The 18,297-nt window shown below is 32.4% G+C and carries 16 protein-coding genes; 11 read left to right on the forward strand and 5 right to left on the reverse strand.

The annotated features are described in order from the left end of the window. The first annotated feature begins 291 nt into the window (after window positions 1-291). Window positions 292-1,128, forward strand: a complete 837-nt coding sequence (locus CN601_RS13230; RefSeq protein WP_098171291.1) for a protein-glutamine gamma-glutamyltransferase — start codon at window positions 292-294, stop codon at window positions 1,126-1,128. 221 nt (window positions 1,129-1,349) lie between these two features. Here the strand turns inward: CN601_RS13230 and CN601_RS13235 are convergent, their stop codons facing one another. Further along, window positions 1,350-1,829, reverse strand: a complete 480-nt coding sequence (locus tag CN601_RS13235) for a PaaI family thioesterase (protein ID WP_098171292.1) — start codon at window positions 1,827-1,829, stop codon at window positions 1,350-1,352. Between the two features lie 268 nt (window positions 1,830-2,097). Continuing rightward, window positions 2,098-2,460, reverse strand: coding sequence for a Clp protease ClpB (locus tag CN601_RS13240; RefSeq protein ID WP_098117573.1), 363 nt, complete (start codon window positions 2,458-2,460; stop codon window positions 2,098-2,100). 379 nt (window positions 2,461-2,839) lie between these two features. On the opposite strand from CN601_RS13240, the gene CN601_RS13245 reads away from it, so the two are divergent. The 4 genes from CN601_RS13245 to CN601_RS13260 all read left to right on the forward strand — a co-directional run bounded on the left by CN601_RS13245 (window position 2,840) and on the right by CN601_RS13260 (window position 8,003). Continuing rightward, entirely contained in the window at window positions 2,840-3,622 is a 783-nt protein-coding gene (locus CN601_RS13245) for a class I SAM-dependent methyltransferase (protein WP_098171293.1), read from the forward strand. Window positions 3,623-3,664: 42 nt separating this feature from the next. Further along, the gene (locus CN601_RS13250; RefSeq protein WP_098171294.1) at window positions 3,665-4,210 is read left to right on the forward strand and encodes a DUF1572 family protein; all 546 of its coding nucleotides are present in this window, start codon (window positions 3,665-3,667) and stop codon (window positions 4,208-4,210) included. A gap of 284 nt (window positions 4,211-4,494) precedes the next feature. Further along, window positions 4,495-6,234: an ABC transporter ATP-binding protein gene (locus tag CN601_RS13255; RefSeq protein WP_098171295.1), complete on the forward strand. Its 1,740-nt coding sequence runs from the start codon at window positions 4,495-4,497 to the stop codon at window positions 6,232-6,234. Next, on the forward strand, window positions 6,231-8,003 hold the full coding sequence (locus CN601_RS13260; RefSeq protein ID WP_098171296.1) for an ABC transporter ATP-binding protein: 1,773 nt from the start codon (window positions 6,231-6,233) through the stop codon (window positions 8,001-8,003). The genes CN601_RS13255 and CN601_RS13260 overlap by 4 nt, the downstream gene beginning before the upstream one ends. A gap of 170 nt (window positions 8,004-8,173) precedes the next feature. On the opposite strand, the gene CN601_RS13265 is transcribed toward CN601_RS13260, so the two are convergent. Continuing rightward, window positions 8,174-8,803, reverse strand: coding sequence for an NUDIX hydrolase (locus CN601_RS13265; RefSeq protein WP_098117558.1), 630 nt, complete (start codon window positions 8,801-8,803; stop codon window positions 8,174-8,176). Between the two features lie 316 nt (window positions 8,804-9,119). Between CN601_RS13265 and murI the strand changes: the two genes are divergently transcribed. Beyond that, entirely contained in the window at window positions 9,120-9,893 is a 774-nt protein-coding gene (murI, locus tag CN601_RS13270; protein ID WP_098117556.1) for a glutamate racemase, read from the forward strand. A 122-nt stretch (window positions 9,894-10,015) separates the two neighbouring features. Next, a complete protein-coding gene (locus tag CN601_RS13275) occupies window positions 10,016-10,210 on the forward strand; it encodes a hypothetical protein (RefSeq protein ID WP_098171297.1) in 195 nt (64 codons plus the stop codon). A 21-nt stretch (window positions 10,211-10,231) separates the two neighbouring features. Here CN601_RS13275 and CN601_RS13280 read toward each other — a convergent pair whose 3' ends face one another. Both CN601_RS13280 and CN601_RS13285 read right to left on the reverse strand, forming a co-directional pair. Beyond that, the gene (locus CN601_RS13280; RefSeq protein ID WP_098171298.1) at window positions 10,232-10,447 is read right to left on the reverse strand and encodes a hypothetical protein; all 216 of its coding nucleotides are present in this window, start codon (window positions 10,445-10,447) and stop codon (window positions 10,232-10,234) included. A gap of 728 nt (window positions 10,448-11,175) precedes the next feature. After that, window positions 11,176-12,876 (reverse strand): Rqc2 family fibronectin-binding protein, encoded by a 1,701-nt coding sequence (locus tag CN601_RS13285; RefSeq protein ID WP_098171299.1) that lies wholly within the window; start codon window positions 12,874-12,876, stop codon window positions 11,176-11,178. Window positions 12,877-13,314: 438 nt separating this feature from the next. On the opposite strand from CN601_RS13285, the gene CN601_RS13290 reads away from it, so the two are divergent. The 4 genes from CN601_RS13290 to rpoZ all read left to right on the forward strand — a co-directional run bounded on the left by CN601_RS13290 (window position 13,315) and on the right by rpoZ (window position 17,986). Next, on the forward strand, window positions 13,315-15,984 hold the full coding sequence (locus CN601_RS13290) for a calcium-translocating P-type ATPase, SERCA-type (protein ID WP_098171300.1): 2,670 nt from the start codon (window positions 13,315-13,317) through the stop codon (window positions 15,982-15,984). Window positions 15,985-16,131: 147 nt separating this feature from the next. Next, complete coding sequence (locus tag CN601_RS13295) at window positions 16,132-17,001, forward strand: YicC/YloC family endoribonuclease (RefSeq protein WP_098171301.1); 870 nt, start codon at window positions 16,132-16,134, stop codon at window positions 16,999-17,001. A 151-nt stretch (window positions 17,002-17,152) separates the two neighbouring features. Next, entirely contained in the window at window positions 17,153-17,770 is a 618-nt protein-coding gene (gmk, locus tag CN601_RS13300; RefSeq protein WP_098117545.1) for a guanylate kinase, read from the forward strand. A gap of 3 nt (window positions 17,771-17,773) precedes the next feature. Further along, entirely contained in the window at window positions 17,774-17,986 is a 213-nt protein-coding gene (gene rpoZ, locus CN601_RS13305; protein ID WP_098117543.1) for a DNA-directed RNA polymerase subunit omega, read from the forward strand. Window positions 17,987-18,297: the final 311 nt, after the last annotated feature.

Raw genomic sequence — 18,297 nt, forward strand, 5'->3', positions numbered from 1 at the left:
ATTTGAAATTACAATCTTAGGAGAAAAAGCAGCTGGTGTCGGTTGAACGGTAGTTATAAATAAAATAATCTTATTATGTGAACAGAATGTGCTTGTTAAACAAGATGATAAGGAGCAACTGTGACGTTATTCATGACTAACTTTTCATTGAAGCTTCAGTTACTATTTAAATTTGTGCTAAACAAAAAAGTACCACTGGGACGGTCCTCGGCGAATATACACTTCTAAGCGTTGTTTGAATATGATGGGTATATATGGAAATTAATACTTGATGTTGAAAAGAGGTATAATATGGATCATTTTTCGGGGACGTCCATTCAACAAACTGACACAGGACCATCAGACAGTGTTGTTAAAATGTTAATGCAACGGATAAATGAAGATCAAACGGAACATGAATATCGATCGATTAATGAGTTTGAAAGTATTTTGCGAAATAATATCATTTTAAGTGCAAGAGCTATGTATCAAAGTAGGATAAATTTTGCAGTATTTGCAAAATCTCGATGTAATCCAATGTACTGGCAATTAATGGGTACCGGAGGATTTCTATTAAGGCAAGGTGTGAAACCCTCTGACGCAATTAAAGATATTTTCATTAACAGTCCTTATTATGCTTTTGAATGCGCAACGGCAATGGTCATTATCTTTTACAATGCGGTCCTAAATCTTATTGGTGAAAACCAATTTAATAAAATTTTTCAAAACATCTATTTATATGGCTGGCACGCTGATCCTGACTTAGGAATAAATGCACAATATGCCCCTATTATTCCTGGAGATGTCGTATATTTTAATAATCCAGATGTTTCTCCTTTAACCCCTGAGTGGAGAGGAGAAAATGCCGTTGTTTTAGGAGATGGTACGTTTTTCGGACACGGATTAGGGATCATGCCCGCTGAGCAAATAATTTTTACCCTAAATAGAATGAGAAGACCAGGAGCATTCCGCTCAGCATACCTGACAAATTCAGTAACAAGACCTAATATTAATCATTTGGCCCAATTATCGAATTGGCAACGAGACAATACATTTAACAAAAAAAGAAGCATAGTCATCCATCACAATGAAAGTTCGATATCATTTGAATATTATAAGTACTTGTTAAATTTGTTTACAAATATTTAATAATAATTTTCTCTATGAATCGACTACTTCGGTGGTCTTTTTTTATGGAACTGAGAGGACAAATGAAAAATAGTCATAAGCATCTATTCGTCTGTGACAATGATCTTTATTAGGAGTTATTTAAGTAAATTAGTTTAACAAGCCACTTTCCTAAATTAAAAAAAGCTAAGAGGCCTTCTCTTAGCTTGATCATATTTGTGGTTTGAAAAGATGTAGTTTTTTTATTTGATAAATGTACTAGGCATTATAACGAGAACAACCTCTCCGCGAGCACAAAGAATATCGTTTGCAAATAGTTCTGTATGAACTTTCCATCTTTTAGGATGGATTTCTTCGACAGTTCCAATTGCTTTTAGTGGCACATCTTGTGGAGTTGGAGCTACAAATTCCACATTGAGGTTCGCAGTAACAAATCTAGGTGGAATTGATCCATCACCAATTTCATTCCCATTCTTACGGTGTAAAGCAAGTGCGGCAGACCCTGACCCGTGGCAATCAATTAATGAGGCAATTAGCCCACCATAAATAAAACCAGGAATTCCTATGTATTTTGATTCAGGTGTAAAGATCGTAACCGTTTTATCACCTTGCCAACCAGTTCGAAGATGGTGACCATCTTTATTTAATCGACCGCATCCATAACACCAAGCGAAATCATCTGGGTAAACATCTTGTATTGCTTTTTCAATTATTTCTTCCATCATTTATCCTCCTTAATAATGCATAAGTAAATCCAACGAAATATGAGCGTGGGTATTGTCATGTTGTACTTTAAATATATATAAGGTCTTTCTAATACACAACGGTTTACTGATAATTCTGCTAATAAATGAAAAGATTAGAACTTTAATTTTTGCTTTCAGAGAAATAAAGATTAATAGCTTACTTTATTTACTTTTTTGCGTATTTAAAAACGCAACAGTCTTTTACACACATTTAAGTTTTTTCTTTTTAATTAGCCCCTCAATTTTATGATTCACTTCCATTAGTCTTATACCTTAACCATTTGTCTATCTCACTTTTAATAAATCTTTCTTGGTCATCGATTTTTAAATAAGGTATAAACTGATACCTGTCATAGGCACCACTTTCTGATGCTCTTGCTTTCGAAATGACATCTTCTTCAATTATTTTGTCAATTGAATCCACACTAATATTTAAATATTTAGATAGGTCCTTTTTTGTCATTAAGGTATTAGGTGAAATTACTTTTTGTTGTAACAACGTAATATCTTTTACAGTAGTTGTTACAGTATGATTAAACAGGATTGCAGCAGATACTATTGATATTCCAAGGATTAATGCAGTAAAAATATAAGTCGATTGTTTCATATAAACGCTCCTTTTCTAGTAAAAATATCCAATAATTGTTAGTTTATTTAGTATAATTCTTAGATTTTTTTAATCTAAATTCCTGCTTGATAATAAATATAAATTCTTAGCAATTTAAAAACACGTACATAATCGCATTAAATAAACCGCCCTGCTCCCGTGTTGAACTATTAAATAAAACTAGGTTCTCTTTAATTAAATGGCCGAATAGTAGCATAAAACATTTAATTCCTTATACTATGAAAAACGTTAATTGCTCACCCTCTATTCACTATATAGCATTTTAGTTCAACAAAGATTACTTAATAAAAGAAGGTATTTCTATTACAGTAAGGAATATTATCTAATTCGGTATATGTATAAAGGAGGTCTACTTTTTATGAAACTAATTGATCCTACAACTCATATGGATTGGGTAGCACCACATTCTATTGAGTGGTATAAGCAACTGGCTAACTTATATGGAGAATACTCCTATACTTGGGATTCCAAACTAACGGAGCCAAACGGAGAGACTAATTTTATAGAAGAAGTTACACAAATGATCGTTAATAAAAGGGTGTTAGATGTCGGATGCGGACACGGGGAATTCACTCTTATTTGTAGTTCAATTGCTAAAGAAATTGTGGGTTTTGATGTAACAGAGGATTTCATTAAAAATGGAAATAAGAACAAAAAACAAAACGTATTTTTTGTGGTTGGTAATATTAAAGATGGCCTGCCTTTTGAATCGGGTGAATTTGATTGTGCATACAATCGAAAAGGACCTACAACTGCATATCTCGAACTGAATCGTGTAGTAAAAAATGGTGGGAAAATTCTTGGGCTTCACCCTGGTGATGATTTAGGATCTGAATTACCCTTGTTATTTCCTAATCTATTTGAATCAAATTCTGAAGGAACACCAATTTTAGATAATTTAAAGGAAAAACTTAATCTTGGCAGATATGCTTATTTCGAGATTCAAATTGTGAAAAGTATTGAATTTTTGCACACACCTAATGATGTTTTTAAACTACGCTGTTTTGGACAAAAACCAATAATATATAAGAGTTTAATTGAAGAAAATTATTCGAAAGTAAAACAAATATTTGAACAAAATGTTACTAAAGATGGGTTACCAATTACTTTTTCTCGGTATATCGTAAGAGCAACTGTTTAATTAATCTTGTTAAATTGAAACTATAATATGGGAGGGTCATGTATGTCAATCGCAAAACAATTTCTTTCAAATAGTTTAAAAGAATTCCAAGGAATAAAAAAGCTAGGTGATCGTTCTATAGATCAGTTGGATAATGAGGAGCTTCATTGGCATCCAACTAGTGAATCGAATAGTATTTCCATTATTGTTAAGCATTTAAGTGGTAATATGATCTCGAGATTTACAGATTTTCTGACGACAGATGGTGAAAAACCATGGAGAAATCGAGATGTTGAATTTGAGGGCAATTACAAATCTAAAGATGACCTATTAACTGATTGGAATAAAGGTTGGAATGTTGTTTTTAACACAATTGAGAGTTTAAAAGAAGAGGATGTACTAAAAACGGTTAAAATACGTGGTGAAGAACATACCGTATTACAGGCAATACATAGACAAATCAGTCATTACGGATACCATATTGGTCAAATTGTTTATATTTCTAAGCAAATAAAAAATGAGAAATTTACTAGTTTAAGTATTCCAAAAGGAAAATCTCAACAGTTTTTAGAAATCAAATTAAATGAAGCGAATAAATCTACGACTTAAGTTGTAGATTTTTTTAATGTTTATAAGCTTAATCGAGTATGAAGATTCAGTCTATTTAATGAAGAAATTGATGGATTGAAAGATTAGAATGAATGTAGGGTCAGTTAAAAATAAAAGTATGGGGCACTAGGATAGTAGGGAAATTGTCCTGGGATTTCTTACTAATCGATAAAAATCTCATCCTTTACTTTTAAAAATAAGTTACCTTAATACTGGTAAAAATTTTAATAGTGAAAATAGTTCGAAAATATTGTAAAATGTTACAGGTTAGGGGGATGCAATAGATGAAGATATTAATCGAAACAGTTAATCATTTTAAACCATATTGGAAAGTTTTATTGGTTGCATTTGTTTGTTCATTAATTGCTGGGGCGTTTGCAATTATTCCGCCGATTTTGACTGGTAAAATAGTCGATGAAATTGTAGGCGGTCCAGATTCTAAAGTTATATTATATTTAATTCTTGGGATCATGTTCTCATTCTTATTTAAAGTTGGGTTTGAATCTTTACAAGAATTCATTCAAGTAAAGATTGGTTTAGACGTAATAACAGATATGCAATTACGTGCATTTACGAAGCTTCAAAAAGCTCCGATGGCTTTTTTTTCGACTATACCTCGAGGTGATATGTTATATCGCTTGACGCACGATGTTGAGTCGGTGCAGAACTTAAATAATACAGTTATTCCTCGTTTTATACAACAAGTAATTGCGGCGATTGCAGCATTTATAGCGGTTTTTCCATTGTATTGGCCAGCTGCTGTTGTCATGTTGATCGTTTTTGCAATTTATTTAGTTCCTTCTTTTATGATTGGTAAAAAGGTTCGGAAAATGGGTGCTATTGCTCGTGATATGAGTGCTGATTTATATAATCATACACAGGAAAGTATTGAATCTGTCCGTCTAGTACGTACATTCCAAACGCAGGATAAAGAAAATAAAAAAATAGAAGATAAGCTGACTGTTTGGAAAAGGTTTGCGATTCGTTTGGCCTTAATAGGGAAAGTAAATTGGCGTTTAGGAAATGTGTTTAATAACGGTGCGCCAGGAGTCATTATGTTAATGGGTGGCTATTCGATCTGGCAGCACGAAATTACAGTTGGTACATTAATTGCTGTACTAGGATTTATACCAACAATGTTTATGCCAGTTCGCTCATTAGCAGAAAATGCATTAACGATTCAACAAGCTATTCCTGCACTACAAAGAATTTATGAGTATTTTGATTTACCTGCAGAACAGCCTGACGATTTACCGAAATTTGGTGAAGTAAATGGGGATATCGAAGTGGAAAATGTTCGATTTACTTATCCTAACTCAACAGATGAAGTATTAAAAGATATTTCTTTCTCGATTAAAGCTGGTCAACATATTGGAATTGTTGGTACTAGTGGAGGGGGAAAAAGCACGTTAATTCAGTTATTACTTGGTTTATATCAGCCTTCTTCAGGAACTATTACAGTTGATAACAAAGATTTATCTACTCATGATTATCAATCATTACGCAAAAATATCGGCGTCGTATCACAGGAAACTTTCCTATTAAATAATACTTTAAAACAAAATTTATTATACGCGAAACCAAATGCAACAGATGAAGAACTGAGTTTAGCTGTTGAAGCAGCAGATTTATCTGATTTAGTTGAATCATTACAGGATGGTTTTGAAACGATTGTTGGTGAAAGAGGGTTAAAATTATCAGGTGGTCAGAGACAACGCGTTGCACTTGCTAGAGCAATTCTTCGTCATCCACCAGTCTTAATTTTCGATGAGGCTACTTCATCATTAGATGGAGAAACGGAAGAGAAGGTTCAATCATCACTTGAAAAATTGATTCCAGGTCGAACAACAATTACAATCGCACATCGACTTGTGACAGTAAAAGAGACAGATTGTATTTTGTTATTAGACCGAGGTTGTATTGCTGAACAAGGTACTCATGAAGAATTACTATCACTAAAAGGTCAGTACTATCAATTATATATGGCACAATACAGTGAACTTGAAAAGGAGAGTGCTGTATGATGCAAAATAATTCAAAAAAAATAGGCGATGGAAAACGAGTCATTAACTTTTTAAAACCTCATAAAAAATGGGTATTTGCAGATTCGTTTGTCATTGCTTTAAGTCAAATTTGTGCGGCATTAATTCCAACATTAGGAACAGGCTGGTTAATAGATCATATTCTTCCTAATCACGATAATGCACTGCTATGGGGATTAATGTGGTTACTTGTTATTGCGGCGATACTTGATTTAATTTTAATGGTCATTGACGAGTACTTTTGTCATCATATTGCTAAATCCGTTACGAATTGGCAAAAGTTACGCTTATTTAAACATTTGCAAATATTGCCTTATTCATATTTTCATCAATCAAAATCTGGAGAATTATTAGCTCGAGTTTCAGACGATCCAGATACACTTCATAACTTTTTAGCGTGGGAAGGCTCTACTTTTATGGCTTCCGTGCAAGGCGTTTTTATTTATAGTATTGTATTACTTTGGATTAATCCTTATTTAATGATTACTAGTGTTGTACTAGGTGTATTATTTTACTGGACTTCAAACAAAGTCGGAGCACGTACTAGAATTGCATCCGCTAAAGCAAGAACAGAGGCTTCACGTTATTTAGAAAGATTACGTGAATCAGTAACAGGTATTCAGCTTTCAAGAATTCTAGGGGCAACAGATTATGAGATTGAAAGTGTGACTGAAATTCGTAAATCCTTTATAAAGGAATCGATAATTGAATTAAAAGCAAGAATGCAATCAATCGTTGTAATTGGTAGTTATAATGGCTTTGCTTTAGCGGCTGTCTATTTCATAAGTGTACTACTCATTTCAAATGATCAAATAACAACTGGTCAAATGTACACTGCGGGGGGACTTGTAACAATTGCAGCTAACGAAATTCAAAGAATGTTAAGAAACTGGTTATCTGTCAGAAGAACCGGACCAGCATTAGATCGATCTGAAAAATTATTAGCAGAGGCAGTTTCTCAATTTGAAGTACAAGAAGGGGAACGTCTAAATTCTGTTAATGGATTAATCGAATTTAAAGATGTAAAGTTTGCTTATCCTACGAAGGAAGAATTTGTGTTAAATGGGTTGTCATTCCATGTGAAACCAGGAGAAGCAGTTGCTGTAGTAGGACCTAGTGGTGCTGGAAAATCAACAATAGTAGACTTGTTATTAGGTTTCTATCCTTTAAATGATGGAACAATCGAAGTAGATGGATTACCAATCGATAAAGCAAATGCTAAGTGGTTACGTGAATCGATTGCATTTGTTTCCCAGGATGTACAGCTTCGTAATGGAAGCTTAGCTGATAATATTCGAATAGGAAATGATTTAGTGACAAATGAAGCGATGATTCAGGCTTTAAACGATAGTGGATTATCTGACTATCTTAATTCCTTACCAAATGGATTAGAATCGTCAATTGGTGAACGTGGTGCACTTTTATCTGGTGGTCAAAAACAAAGATTATCTTTAGCAAGAGCATTAGTTAAAAACTCTCCAATTCTAATTTTAGATGAAGCAAGTTCAGCTTTAGACCCAATTACTGAATTACAAATAAATGAAGCAATTCAAAAGCGAAAATCTAAACAATCTGTAATCGTTATTTCACATCGATTATCTACAGTATTAACAGCGGATCGAATTGTTGTACTAGAGAACGGAAAAGTAGTTGAAGAAGGTACGCATCACTCGTTATTAGAAATTGAAGGTGTATATTCAAGACTATTTAAAAGAGAAGCTGAAACTGGAGAAAATGTAATAAGTGTTTAAAACAAATGAAAGCAAACTCAAGAGGTTACCGAAAAAATTAGTAGACTTAATTTCTGTTTTGTAAAAGAAATGGATGCTTATCGTTTATACGTTTTATAAACATTTAGTAAAAATATGAAAAAAGCAGTCTCTATCGTCTATATTAGACTTCCTAAGACTGCTTTTTTTACTTAATAATTTTTAAGTTGTTTATTAATTAATTCAACTACATCAATAAGATAATTATTTTCGTGGGAAACAAACTGATTTTTATCTACAGCTTTTTGAATCGAAATTTTTTCATCAGCTTCAGTTATTTGAAATCCTTCAACTAAAATTGTATCTCTTAAACCATGGGCGAACTGATAAAAATGATTAAAGTCAGCTTTCACGATCCCAGAGACTTCTTCTTTTTGAAGGTTGAAATTAGTAAAAGGTTTATCGCTTTTTAGTAAAAATACATGACTTAATTCATGATCGATAATTGTTTCTAAAATGATTGAATTTTTTATAATGCCAAGAGAGATCACATCATCCATTTTTACTTCTATTCCAAGTTCCTCTTTAACTTCTCTTAAACCATCTTCAACTGTTTCAGTAAATAATAAGTGACCAGCAGCCGTAATATCAAATAAGTTCGGATAATCCTTTTTGTTGTGGCTACGAATTTGAAAATAGATTGAAGCTTGTTCATTTTCTACACTAAGTAACCAACAATGAAAAGTTTCGTGCCATAATCCTTTTTTATGTACTTCACTTCGAGGTGCTACTCCTATATGTTTACCAGATTCATCAAAAATTTTAAGTAATTCATCTTGCATTTAATTTACCACCTTGTATTTGATCTTGAACCATGTACTTTATTATAAAGATAATTTTGGTAGGATTGAAATAATTTAATTAAAAATAGTTTGAAGGGAGAAATTTAATTGATTACGATAAGAACAGAAAATCAACCAGTACGAGTAAACGTGCTATTGAGTCGAGTTAATTATTTTCTGAAAAGTTTACATTCTACCATAATTAGGTTAATTTAGTATTAGATATTTGTGAATTTTGTCCTTATAAGGGAATGTTATGATTTGTAGACATATTCACAAAAGACTTCATTAAATTAAAATTATTAGGTGAATTAAAATGAGAATAGCTTTTTTTGACTCAGGAATTGGTGGGTTAACTGTCTTAAATGAGGCACTAAAAAAATTACCAAATGAAGAATTTTTATATTTTGCAGATACGCTTCACGTTCCATATGGGACTAAGTCTAAAGAAGAGGTAAGTGCATTTGTAAAAAAATCAGTTGAAATGATTATTAAAGAAGATGTGAAAGCACTAGTGATTGCTTGTAATACGGCGACAAGTATTGCAGTAAATGAATTAAGAGAATTGTATGACTTTCCAATTATCGGTATGGAGCCGGCTGTAAAACCAGCCGTTGAAATGAACAGAACAACTGGAAAGCGAGTATTAGTGTTTGCTACGCCACTAACGTTAAAGCAAACAAAATATAATGAGCTTATTTCAAGAGTGGACGACCTTAGTATTGTAGACTCACTTCCATTACCAGAGCTTGTTCATTATTGTGAGGAATTAAACTTTGATGAAGATCTAATGATTGATTATTTTAAAAGTAAACTTTCATTATTTAAGATTGAGCAGTATGGAACGATCGTTCTAGGCTGTACCCATTATCCGTTTTATAAAAACATATTAAAAAAGATTTTACCTGAAGATATTCAAATCGTTGATGGAAGTAATGGTACAGTAAAAAGATTAATCCAATTACTTGGTGAAAAAGACCAGTTATCTGAATCTGGTCAAAAAAATATAAAATTTATGTGTTCAAACAATGATCAAGACTATATTGAAAAGACACAAAAGGCGTTAAACTATTTACAAAATGAAAGATAAGCTTTAGTTAGCTTATCTTTTTTTTGAATGACTATTTTTAAATATAGGACTACTGTTGATACTTAACGAATAATTGTTATTGTCTATCTTTTTACTAATTGGAAAGGAGTGACTATGAATAAATGGTTAAAGTAAAAGATGTATTAATGTATTTCGGTGTCATTACGATGCTGTTTTTTGCTGTATATTTAATCATTAAATATATAAGAGAAGATGAAATTTTTACAAACTTAATTGTTGGTTTTTGTGTTGGATTTGTCCTATTTTTAGGATCATTACTCTTTAGAAAAAATAATAAAATGCAAATAAATAAGTAAATATGTTTAAATTTCGTTAGATTATGAAAGTAATATATGAATTAAAAAGAGAAGCATAATAAAAATAATATATTTATAAATTGATTGAACAGAATTTTTTTCTATGAAAATTAATGCTACTAATGTATAAATGCAAATCAAAGCGAAGAACATATTTTCTGACAGCTGCAAGAAAAATTGCAAAATCGTGAATCCAATTACTACTAATAAGTGAATTTGATCTTTATTATATTTCATAATGTAGACTCCAAAAGTAATTTTATTTTTACTTTATTAAAAGCTTTAAAAAAATATTACATTGTGACTTTGGCTTTGCATGCTGTTAAAAAGAACCTGTCAATGTAAATGAAGTTAAATGAGGTTGATTTCCACTACAGGATTCTCGCTTTCCATGGGGTGAGACCTGAGCCTCCTCGGCGAGCCTGCGGGGTCTCAGCCTTCCCGCATTTCCCATAGGAGTCGAGCATCCTTTCGTTCCAATCAACTTCTTTTATAAAAAAGTATACAATTTAGAACTTAACAATTAACCTTTACTTAGCGAAATTCGAAATTAAATCTCTTATCTATGACAATTTTGGTAGATCGCTTCTTATATACAAATCATTTGAATTTTTTCATCATGCGATTATTATTCTCGATATTTTTATATTTCTTTATTAAATCTGTTTGTAATTCCTCCAAATACTCGGAAATATCCATATCTTGCCTCCGATTTACTGTATCTTAAAAACAAAAACATTTAGTTTAAAAACTTTTGTGGACCATGTTTTTATACTTTAAATAGTTGTTAGTTATCTTAATTTTAGAATTTACTAAGAAAATTGCATAGGTATTATCATCCGAATTCAATATAAATCGGTACCTAATTTATTTGACAATAAAAATGACAGACCTATAGTTTACTATCTGGTCTGTCATTTGACTAATTAAGTTCGATTTTTCTCTACCCAAGAAGTATAAACTTTTTATTTCTTCAATTTTAAAACGAGTTCCTCATCAGGAGTCACATACACAGTATTGTTTTGTTCGTATATAACAAAACCTGGTTTTGAGCCACTTGGTTTTTTTACGTGGCGAATTTCAGTGTAGTCAACTGGTACCGAGCTTGATTGGCGAGCTTTGCTAAAATATGCAGCGATAATAGCAGCTTCCTTTATGGCATTTTCACTTGGATCCTTAGCACGAATGACTACATGTGAGCCAGGGATATCTTTTGTGTGAAACCAAAGTTCGTCTCTACTTGCAAGTTTATTCGTTAAATATTCATTTTGTTTATTGTTTTTCCCTACTAATAGTTGTTCACCAGTAGAAGAGATGTATTCATCTAACGTAACTTTCTGTTTATTCGACTTTTGTGCTTTTTTCGATTTTTTCTTTCTTATATAACCTGTCTCCACTAGTTCTTCTCGTATTTCTTCCAAATCACGTGGGGAGGCAGACTCGATTTGTTGAATAACTGTTTCTAAATAGTCATTTTCTTCTGTTGTTAGTTTAATTTGTTCTTCAATATGTGTTACTGAATTTTTAAGCTTAGTGTATTTTGTGAAATAAGCTTGTGCATTTTCAGATGGTGTTTTTAATGGTGATAAAGGTATGACCATTGTGCCACCGTTTTCGTCATAGTAATTAACTACTTCGATTTCTTTCATGCCTTTTTGCATTGCGTACATATTTGCTGTGAGTAATTCGCCTTGTAATTGAATTTTATCTGCTTTATCCGTATCTTCAAGACTATTACGTAGCTTTTTAATTTTTTTCTTGTTTTTTGTTAGTTCATTTTGTAATAATTTTTCTAAATCTCCGCTTTGCTGTTTCACTCGGTCACGTTCAGCCTTACCGAAGTAATAAACATCTAAGAGCTCACTTAAAGATGGGAAAACAGTTTGCTCAGCTTTTAAGTGAGATAAATTTATGAAATAAAAAAGTTCTTTTGTTTCTAAGCGAAAAAGTGAAGGCGTAAACTTTTCCATTTGGATTTCATTCATGATTGTTTTAAATGAATCATAGACATTTGTAGTTCCTAAAAAAACAATTTCATTTGCAAGTAATGGTGAGATTCCAGAGAAATTTTGAACGATTGCTTGTGCGGGTGTCTCATCATTTTGATTGATTAGTTTATTAAATTCATCTTCAGATATGACTTGGAATGGATCTAGTTTTTCTTGTTGAGGTGGAGAAATATAAGTTGCTCCTGGTTGTACAATTCGATGACGGTTAACAGCCATCGGTACATGCTTAATACTATCCAAAATCATTTGTCTTTCTTCATCAATTAAAATGATATTACTATGTCTACCCATTAATTCAATGATTAAAGTTCTGTATTGTTCATCACCAATTTCATTTCTACTACGAACTTTTATGTTAACAATTCGCTCGCGCTCTAATTGCGTAATACTTTCAATGAATCCACCATTTAAATGCTTTCTTAAAAGCATTGTAAACATTGATGGTTCTGAAGGTGTATCGTAGTTATGATTTGTAAAATGGAATCTTGCGTAGCTAGGATGAGCACTTAATAAAAGTTTGTAATTTGCCCCGTTTGCTCTCACGGTTAGAAGTACTTCATAGTTACTTGGTTGTACTATTTTTGATATTCTACCAGTTGTTAGTTTAGAAGCTACTTCATTGGTCATAGCTCCTGTAAAAAGTCCGTCAAAAGACATATGTATCACGTCCTACTCTTATAAACACTAATTTTATTTTTATTGATTAAATAATGTGACTAAATATCAATGAAAGAAGAATGTTGATTTCTATTTTTGAAAGTGCAAACTACTTAAGATTAGGATATAGCAAGGGACTTATTTCACTTTTCCTAACGTTACCACCCTAAAAGTACTCCTCAAAATATTAGCAACATTCATTTCAGTTCACACTTCAACTTTATTCATTAACAGAGTCATAACCCAAAACTATGTAATCATAAAATTTATCAAGAAATTAATCATACAATATTTTATTTAGTATTGTCACAGTTTTAAAAGGTTAAAAGATAGATTTATTTTCATCATTATATCATTTATTAGGACGAGTCTGAATATGCTTTTATGAGAGGTAAGGGGGACAACTTACCTAATGTTTAATTAGGGGTGAACTATAGTATGAATTTTTATCGGATGAGAGCGGAAGAAGTCGTAGAAGTAACAAATACAAATGTTTCCTCCGGTTTAACTGATGAGGAGGTAAGGCAAAGGCGAGCAACTTTTGGTACAAATGAATTAAAGGAATCGGAGAAAACTTCCAAACTCGTTTTATTTTTAAATCAGTTTAATGATTTTATGGTATTTGTACTATTAGGCGCAACGATTATATCAATCTTTTTGAAAGAAGTTGTAGATGCAGTCGCAATTTTGGCGATTGTGTTAATTAATGGGATTTTAGGTTATTTTCAGGAAGCTAAGGCAGAGAGATCATTAGAAGCGCTAAAGGAATTGGCCGCTCCACAAGTAAATGTCTTGAGAAATGGGCAATTTGTCAAGCTACCTTCAAGAGATTTAGTTGTAGGGGATATTATTAAGTTTTCAAGTGGCGATCGGATTGGTGCTGATATTCGCATAATCGAAGCATCAAGTTTATACATAGAAGAATCAGCGCTTACAGGTGAGTCGGTTCCAGTTCAGAAAAGATTTGAGTCAATTCAGTTAGATGATATTGGTATTGGTGATCAAGATAATATGGGCTTTATGGGAACGCTCGTTACGCGTGGAAATGGTAAAGGTGTTGTTGTTTCAACTGGAATGAAAACGGCAATGGGTCAAATTGCGAATTTACTTCAAAATACAGAAACGATTGTGACACCGTTACAAAGACGACTAGAACAATTAGGGAAAATATTAATTGTACTTGCATTGTTCTTAACAGCTTTAGTCGTATTTATAGGAGTTTATCAAGGTAATGAATTATATCATATGTTTTTAGCGGGTGTGTCTTTAGCGGTTGCTGCAATTCCAGAAGGCTTACCGGCGATTGTAACAGTTGCGTTATCACTCGGTGTGCAACGGATGATTAAAAAGAAAGCGATTGTTCGAAAGCTTCAAGCGGTTGAAACATTAGGTTGTGCTTCTGTCATTTGTTCAGATAAAACGGGAACTATGACAGAAAATAAAATGACTGTTACAAATATTTGGTCGGGTGGATCGAGTTATGAAGTAACTGGAAATGGATATGCAATTAATGGAGAATTTACTAGTAAAGAACGAACAATCAATCCGACATTAAATAAACAATTATTTCAAACACTTGTATTCGGATCAATTTGTAGTGACGCTGAGTTAATTCAAAAGAAAAAAGAAATCGTATTAGATGGGGACCCAACTGAAGGTGCGCTTGTTGTTGCAGGTTATAAAGCGGGGATTGACCGAGAATATGTAAACTCGAATTTCACTAGAGTACATGAGGTCCCATTTGATAGTACACGGAAAATGATGACGGTAGTTGTGAAAAATCGTTCTGGCGAGCAGTTTGTTATTACGAAGGGTGCTCCTGACGTATTACTTTCTAAATGTAATACAATTTTATGGCATGAAAGAGAAGAGCAATTAAATACGTTTAGACAAAACGCTGTAGAAAGTACAATTGAAGCCTATGCAAATAATGCTCTCCGTACGATTGCGATTGCTTTTAAACCATTAAAAGCAACAATTATTGATGAAAGGGAGCTCGAAAATAATTTAACTTTTATTGGTTTGCAAGGGATGATTGACCCTCCAAAAGCAGAAGTTGCACAAGCTGTACAAGAATGTAAAGAAGCAGGAATTAAAACGATTATGATTACTGGTGATCATAAATTAACTGCTTCAAGTATCGCTAGAAAACTAGGGATATTAAGAGATAATGGTAGAGTAGTAGAAGGAAAAGAATTAGATGCATTATCAATCGAGCAAATTCAGGAATTCGTTGAAGATGCTTCGGTGTTTGCCCGAGTTTCTCCTGAGCATAAATTAAAAATTGTTAAAGCGCTTCAAGCAAATGGACATATCGTAGCAATGACTGGCGATGGTGTAAATGATGCACCAGCAATCAAGGCAGCAGATATTGGAATATCTATGGGGATTACAGGAACAGATGTAGCCAAAGAAGCTTCGTCATTAGTTTTACTCGATGATAATTTTGCGACAATCAAATCGGCTATTACAGAAGGACGTAATATTTATAGTAATATTCGAAAATTCATACGGTACTTATTAGCTTCGAATGTCGGTGAAATTTTAGTAATGTTGTTTGCGATGTTATTAGCTTTACCATTACCACTAGTACCAGTACAAATTTTATGGGTAAATTTAGTAACGGATGGTTTACCGGCAATGGCATTAGGTGTAGATTCTGCTGAAGACGATGTGATGAAAAGAAGTCCTCGCTCATTATCAGAAGGGATTTTTGCAAGAGGGTTAGGTTGGAAAATCATTTCGAGAGGATTTTTAATTGGATTTGTCACGCTATTGGCATTCATTATCTCCTATAATCAGCATCCGAATCAATTAGAATACGCTCAAACAGTAGCATTTTCAACTTTAGTTTTAGCACAATTAATTCATGTATTTGATTGTAGAAGTGAGCGTTCTATTTTCCATCGAAACGTATTTGGAAATTTATATTTAATTGGTGCTGTTATTATTTCGATGTTATTAATGTTAGTCGTAATCTATTATCCTCCATTACAACCTATTTTCAAAACGATTCCAATTGTGGGTAGAGATTGGTTCCTAATAGGCGGACTTTCATCAATCCCAACTTTTATGCTTGCTGGAGCTTTATTTACAAAGAAAAAATAATTTAAGAACAAAATGGATAACCAATTTAAAATATGTTATAATTCCTAAAGGTAGTAGAGGTACGCTCTATTACCTTTTCTCTTTTACATATTGAATAAAATTTGGTAATTAAATTAGAGAGAAAATTAGTGTATTGGAAGTGGAACAATGGTTGTAAGTATGACAGGGTATGGTAAAGCCATTTTGTCAAATGAACAGTACAAAATACATATTGAAATGAAGGCAGTAAATCATCGATATTTAGAGACAATCGTTCGAATGCCTAGACAATTATTAGCATATGAAGATGCAATTAAGAAAATTGTAGCTGAATATACTAGTCGAGGTCGAGTTGAGGTTTTTGTTACAATTGAAGGTTTGTTACAACGTACATTACAAATAGATGAAGGCTTAATTCAACAATATAAAAAAGCGATTGAAAATCTTTCAGGTGAAAAACAAAATGAATCTATTTATAATCCAATTGATTTATTAAAGTTACCTGAAGTAACTACAGTTAGTGAAGTAGAACAAATAAATGATAATTTTGAAGAATTATTATTAACGACTACCGAAAACGCATGTAAACAATTTTTTGATGTTAAGTGTAAAGAAGGTAGCCAACTAGAAAAAGATTTAATAGAAAGATTATCAGCGATTGAAGAATGTAAAAAACAGATTGCTGAGTATTCTCCTCAAGTAGTGAAATCATATCGAGAAAAACTTCAATCTAAATTGGCAGAAGTTGAATTAACTACTGTAGATGAGCAAAGATTATTAACAGAAATCATGCTATTTGCAGATCGCTGCGATATTTCTGAAGAATTAGTTCGACTAACTAGTCATTTAGACTTATTTAAAGAAACTTTGCAATTAAAAGAATCAATTGGTCGTAAACTAGATTTCATCGTACAAGAAATGAATCGAGAAGTTAATACGATTGGTTCAAAAGCAAATTCATTGGATATTTCAAAACAAGTAGTTGAAATGAAAAATAATCTTGAAAAAATTAGAGAGCAAGTTCAAAATATTGAATAATGTAAAAGATTTGTTTATAGTTGCAAAGGTCCGGTAACAATGTGAATTAGAAGACTAATTAATTTTATTAATTGACTCTAACACAAGATAGAGATGTAGATTGACCTTTAATTATTTAAACTGTTTAAGAATTAGAAGGGTAGGGTCATAAATGAGGCATGAAAGAGGTTTATTAATCGTACTTTCTGGTCCATCTGGAGTAGGAAAAGGTACGGTGCGTAAAGCTATTTTTGAAAATAAGGATTTAGATCTACAATATAGTATTTCAATGACTACGAGAAATCCTCGTGAAGGCGAAGTAAATGGAGTAGATTATTTCTTTACAACAAAAGAAGATTTTAAACAAAAAATTAATGATAATAAATTCCTTGAGTGGGCAGAATTTGTAGGTAATTATTACGGAACTCCAATTGATTATGTTGAAAAAACATTAACAGAAGGAAAAGACATTTTCCTAGAAATTGAAGTTCAAGGTGCACTGCAAGTTAAAAAAGCATTTCCAGAAGGAATCTTTATTTTCTTAGCCCCTCCAAGTATGAGCGAATTACAAAATAGAATTGTAACAAGAGGTACTGAAACTGAAGAAATCATCATGAATCGTATGAATGCAGCAAAAGAAGAAATTGAAATGATGGATGCATACGATTATGTAGTTGAAAATGACCAAGTTGAATTAGCTTGTGAGCGTATTAAAGCAATTATTTTAAGTGAACATTTAAAACGTGAACGAGTTGCAAATTATTATAAAAGAATGATGGAGGCCGAATAAACTATGTTATATCCTTCGATTGACCGTTTATTAACAAAATTAGACTCAAAATACACACTAGTAACAGTTGCATCAAAGCGTGCTCGTGAAATGCAAGTAACTAAAGATACTCGTGTTGAAAAACCTGTATCTGACAAATTTGTAGGAAAAGCATTGGAAGAAATTAATGCTGGACTATTATCTTATAGAAAACTTGAAGAATATAAAGAAGACTAATATTTAACTGTGTGATGAGGCTGTCCCAAAACATTTGCTAATATCCATATGACTGAAAGGACAACGTGGTGTTTTAACACTTCCTTAAAAAGTTTCGTGGTGACTAGTCAGATGGGGACAGTCTTATTTTTACGTTTTAAAGTATAAAGTGGCAGCAAGGATCATTCTCGACGAAGGTTCCTCATTCAAGGAATTAAGATAAAGGCAACTTGCCTTTGATTTCGACGATAAGGCTCGCCAGTTGGCGGGTTTTCTTTATATAAGCCTTTAAGATTTATTTAAAACATATTTGTGGTATCTTAGACATAGAA

Origin of the sequence: Bacillus sp. AFS017336, assembly GCF_002555445.1 — a bacterium.
Classification (GTDB): Bacteria; Bacillota; Bacilli; order Bacillales; family Bacillaceae_G; genus Gottfriedia.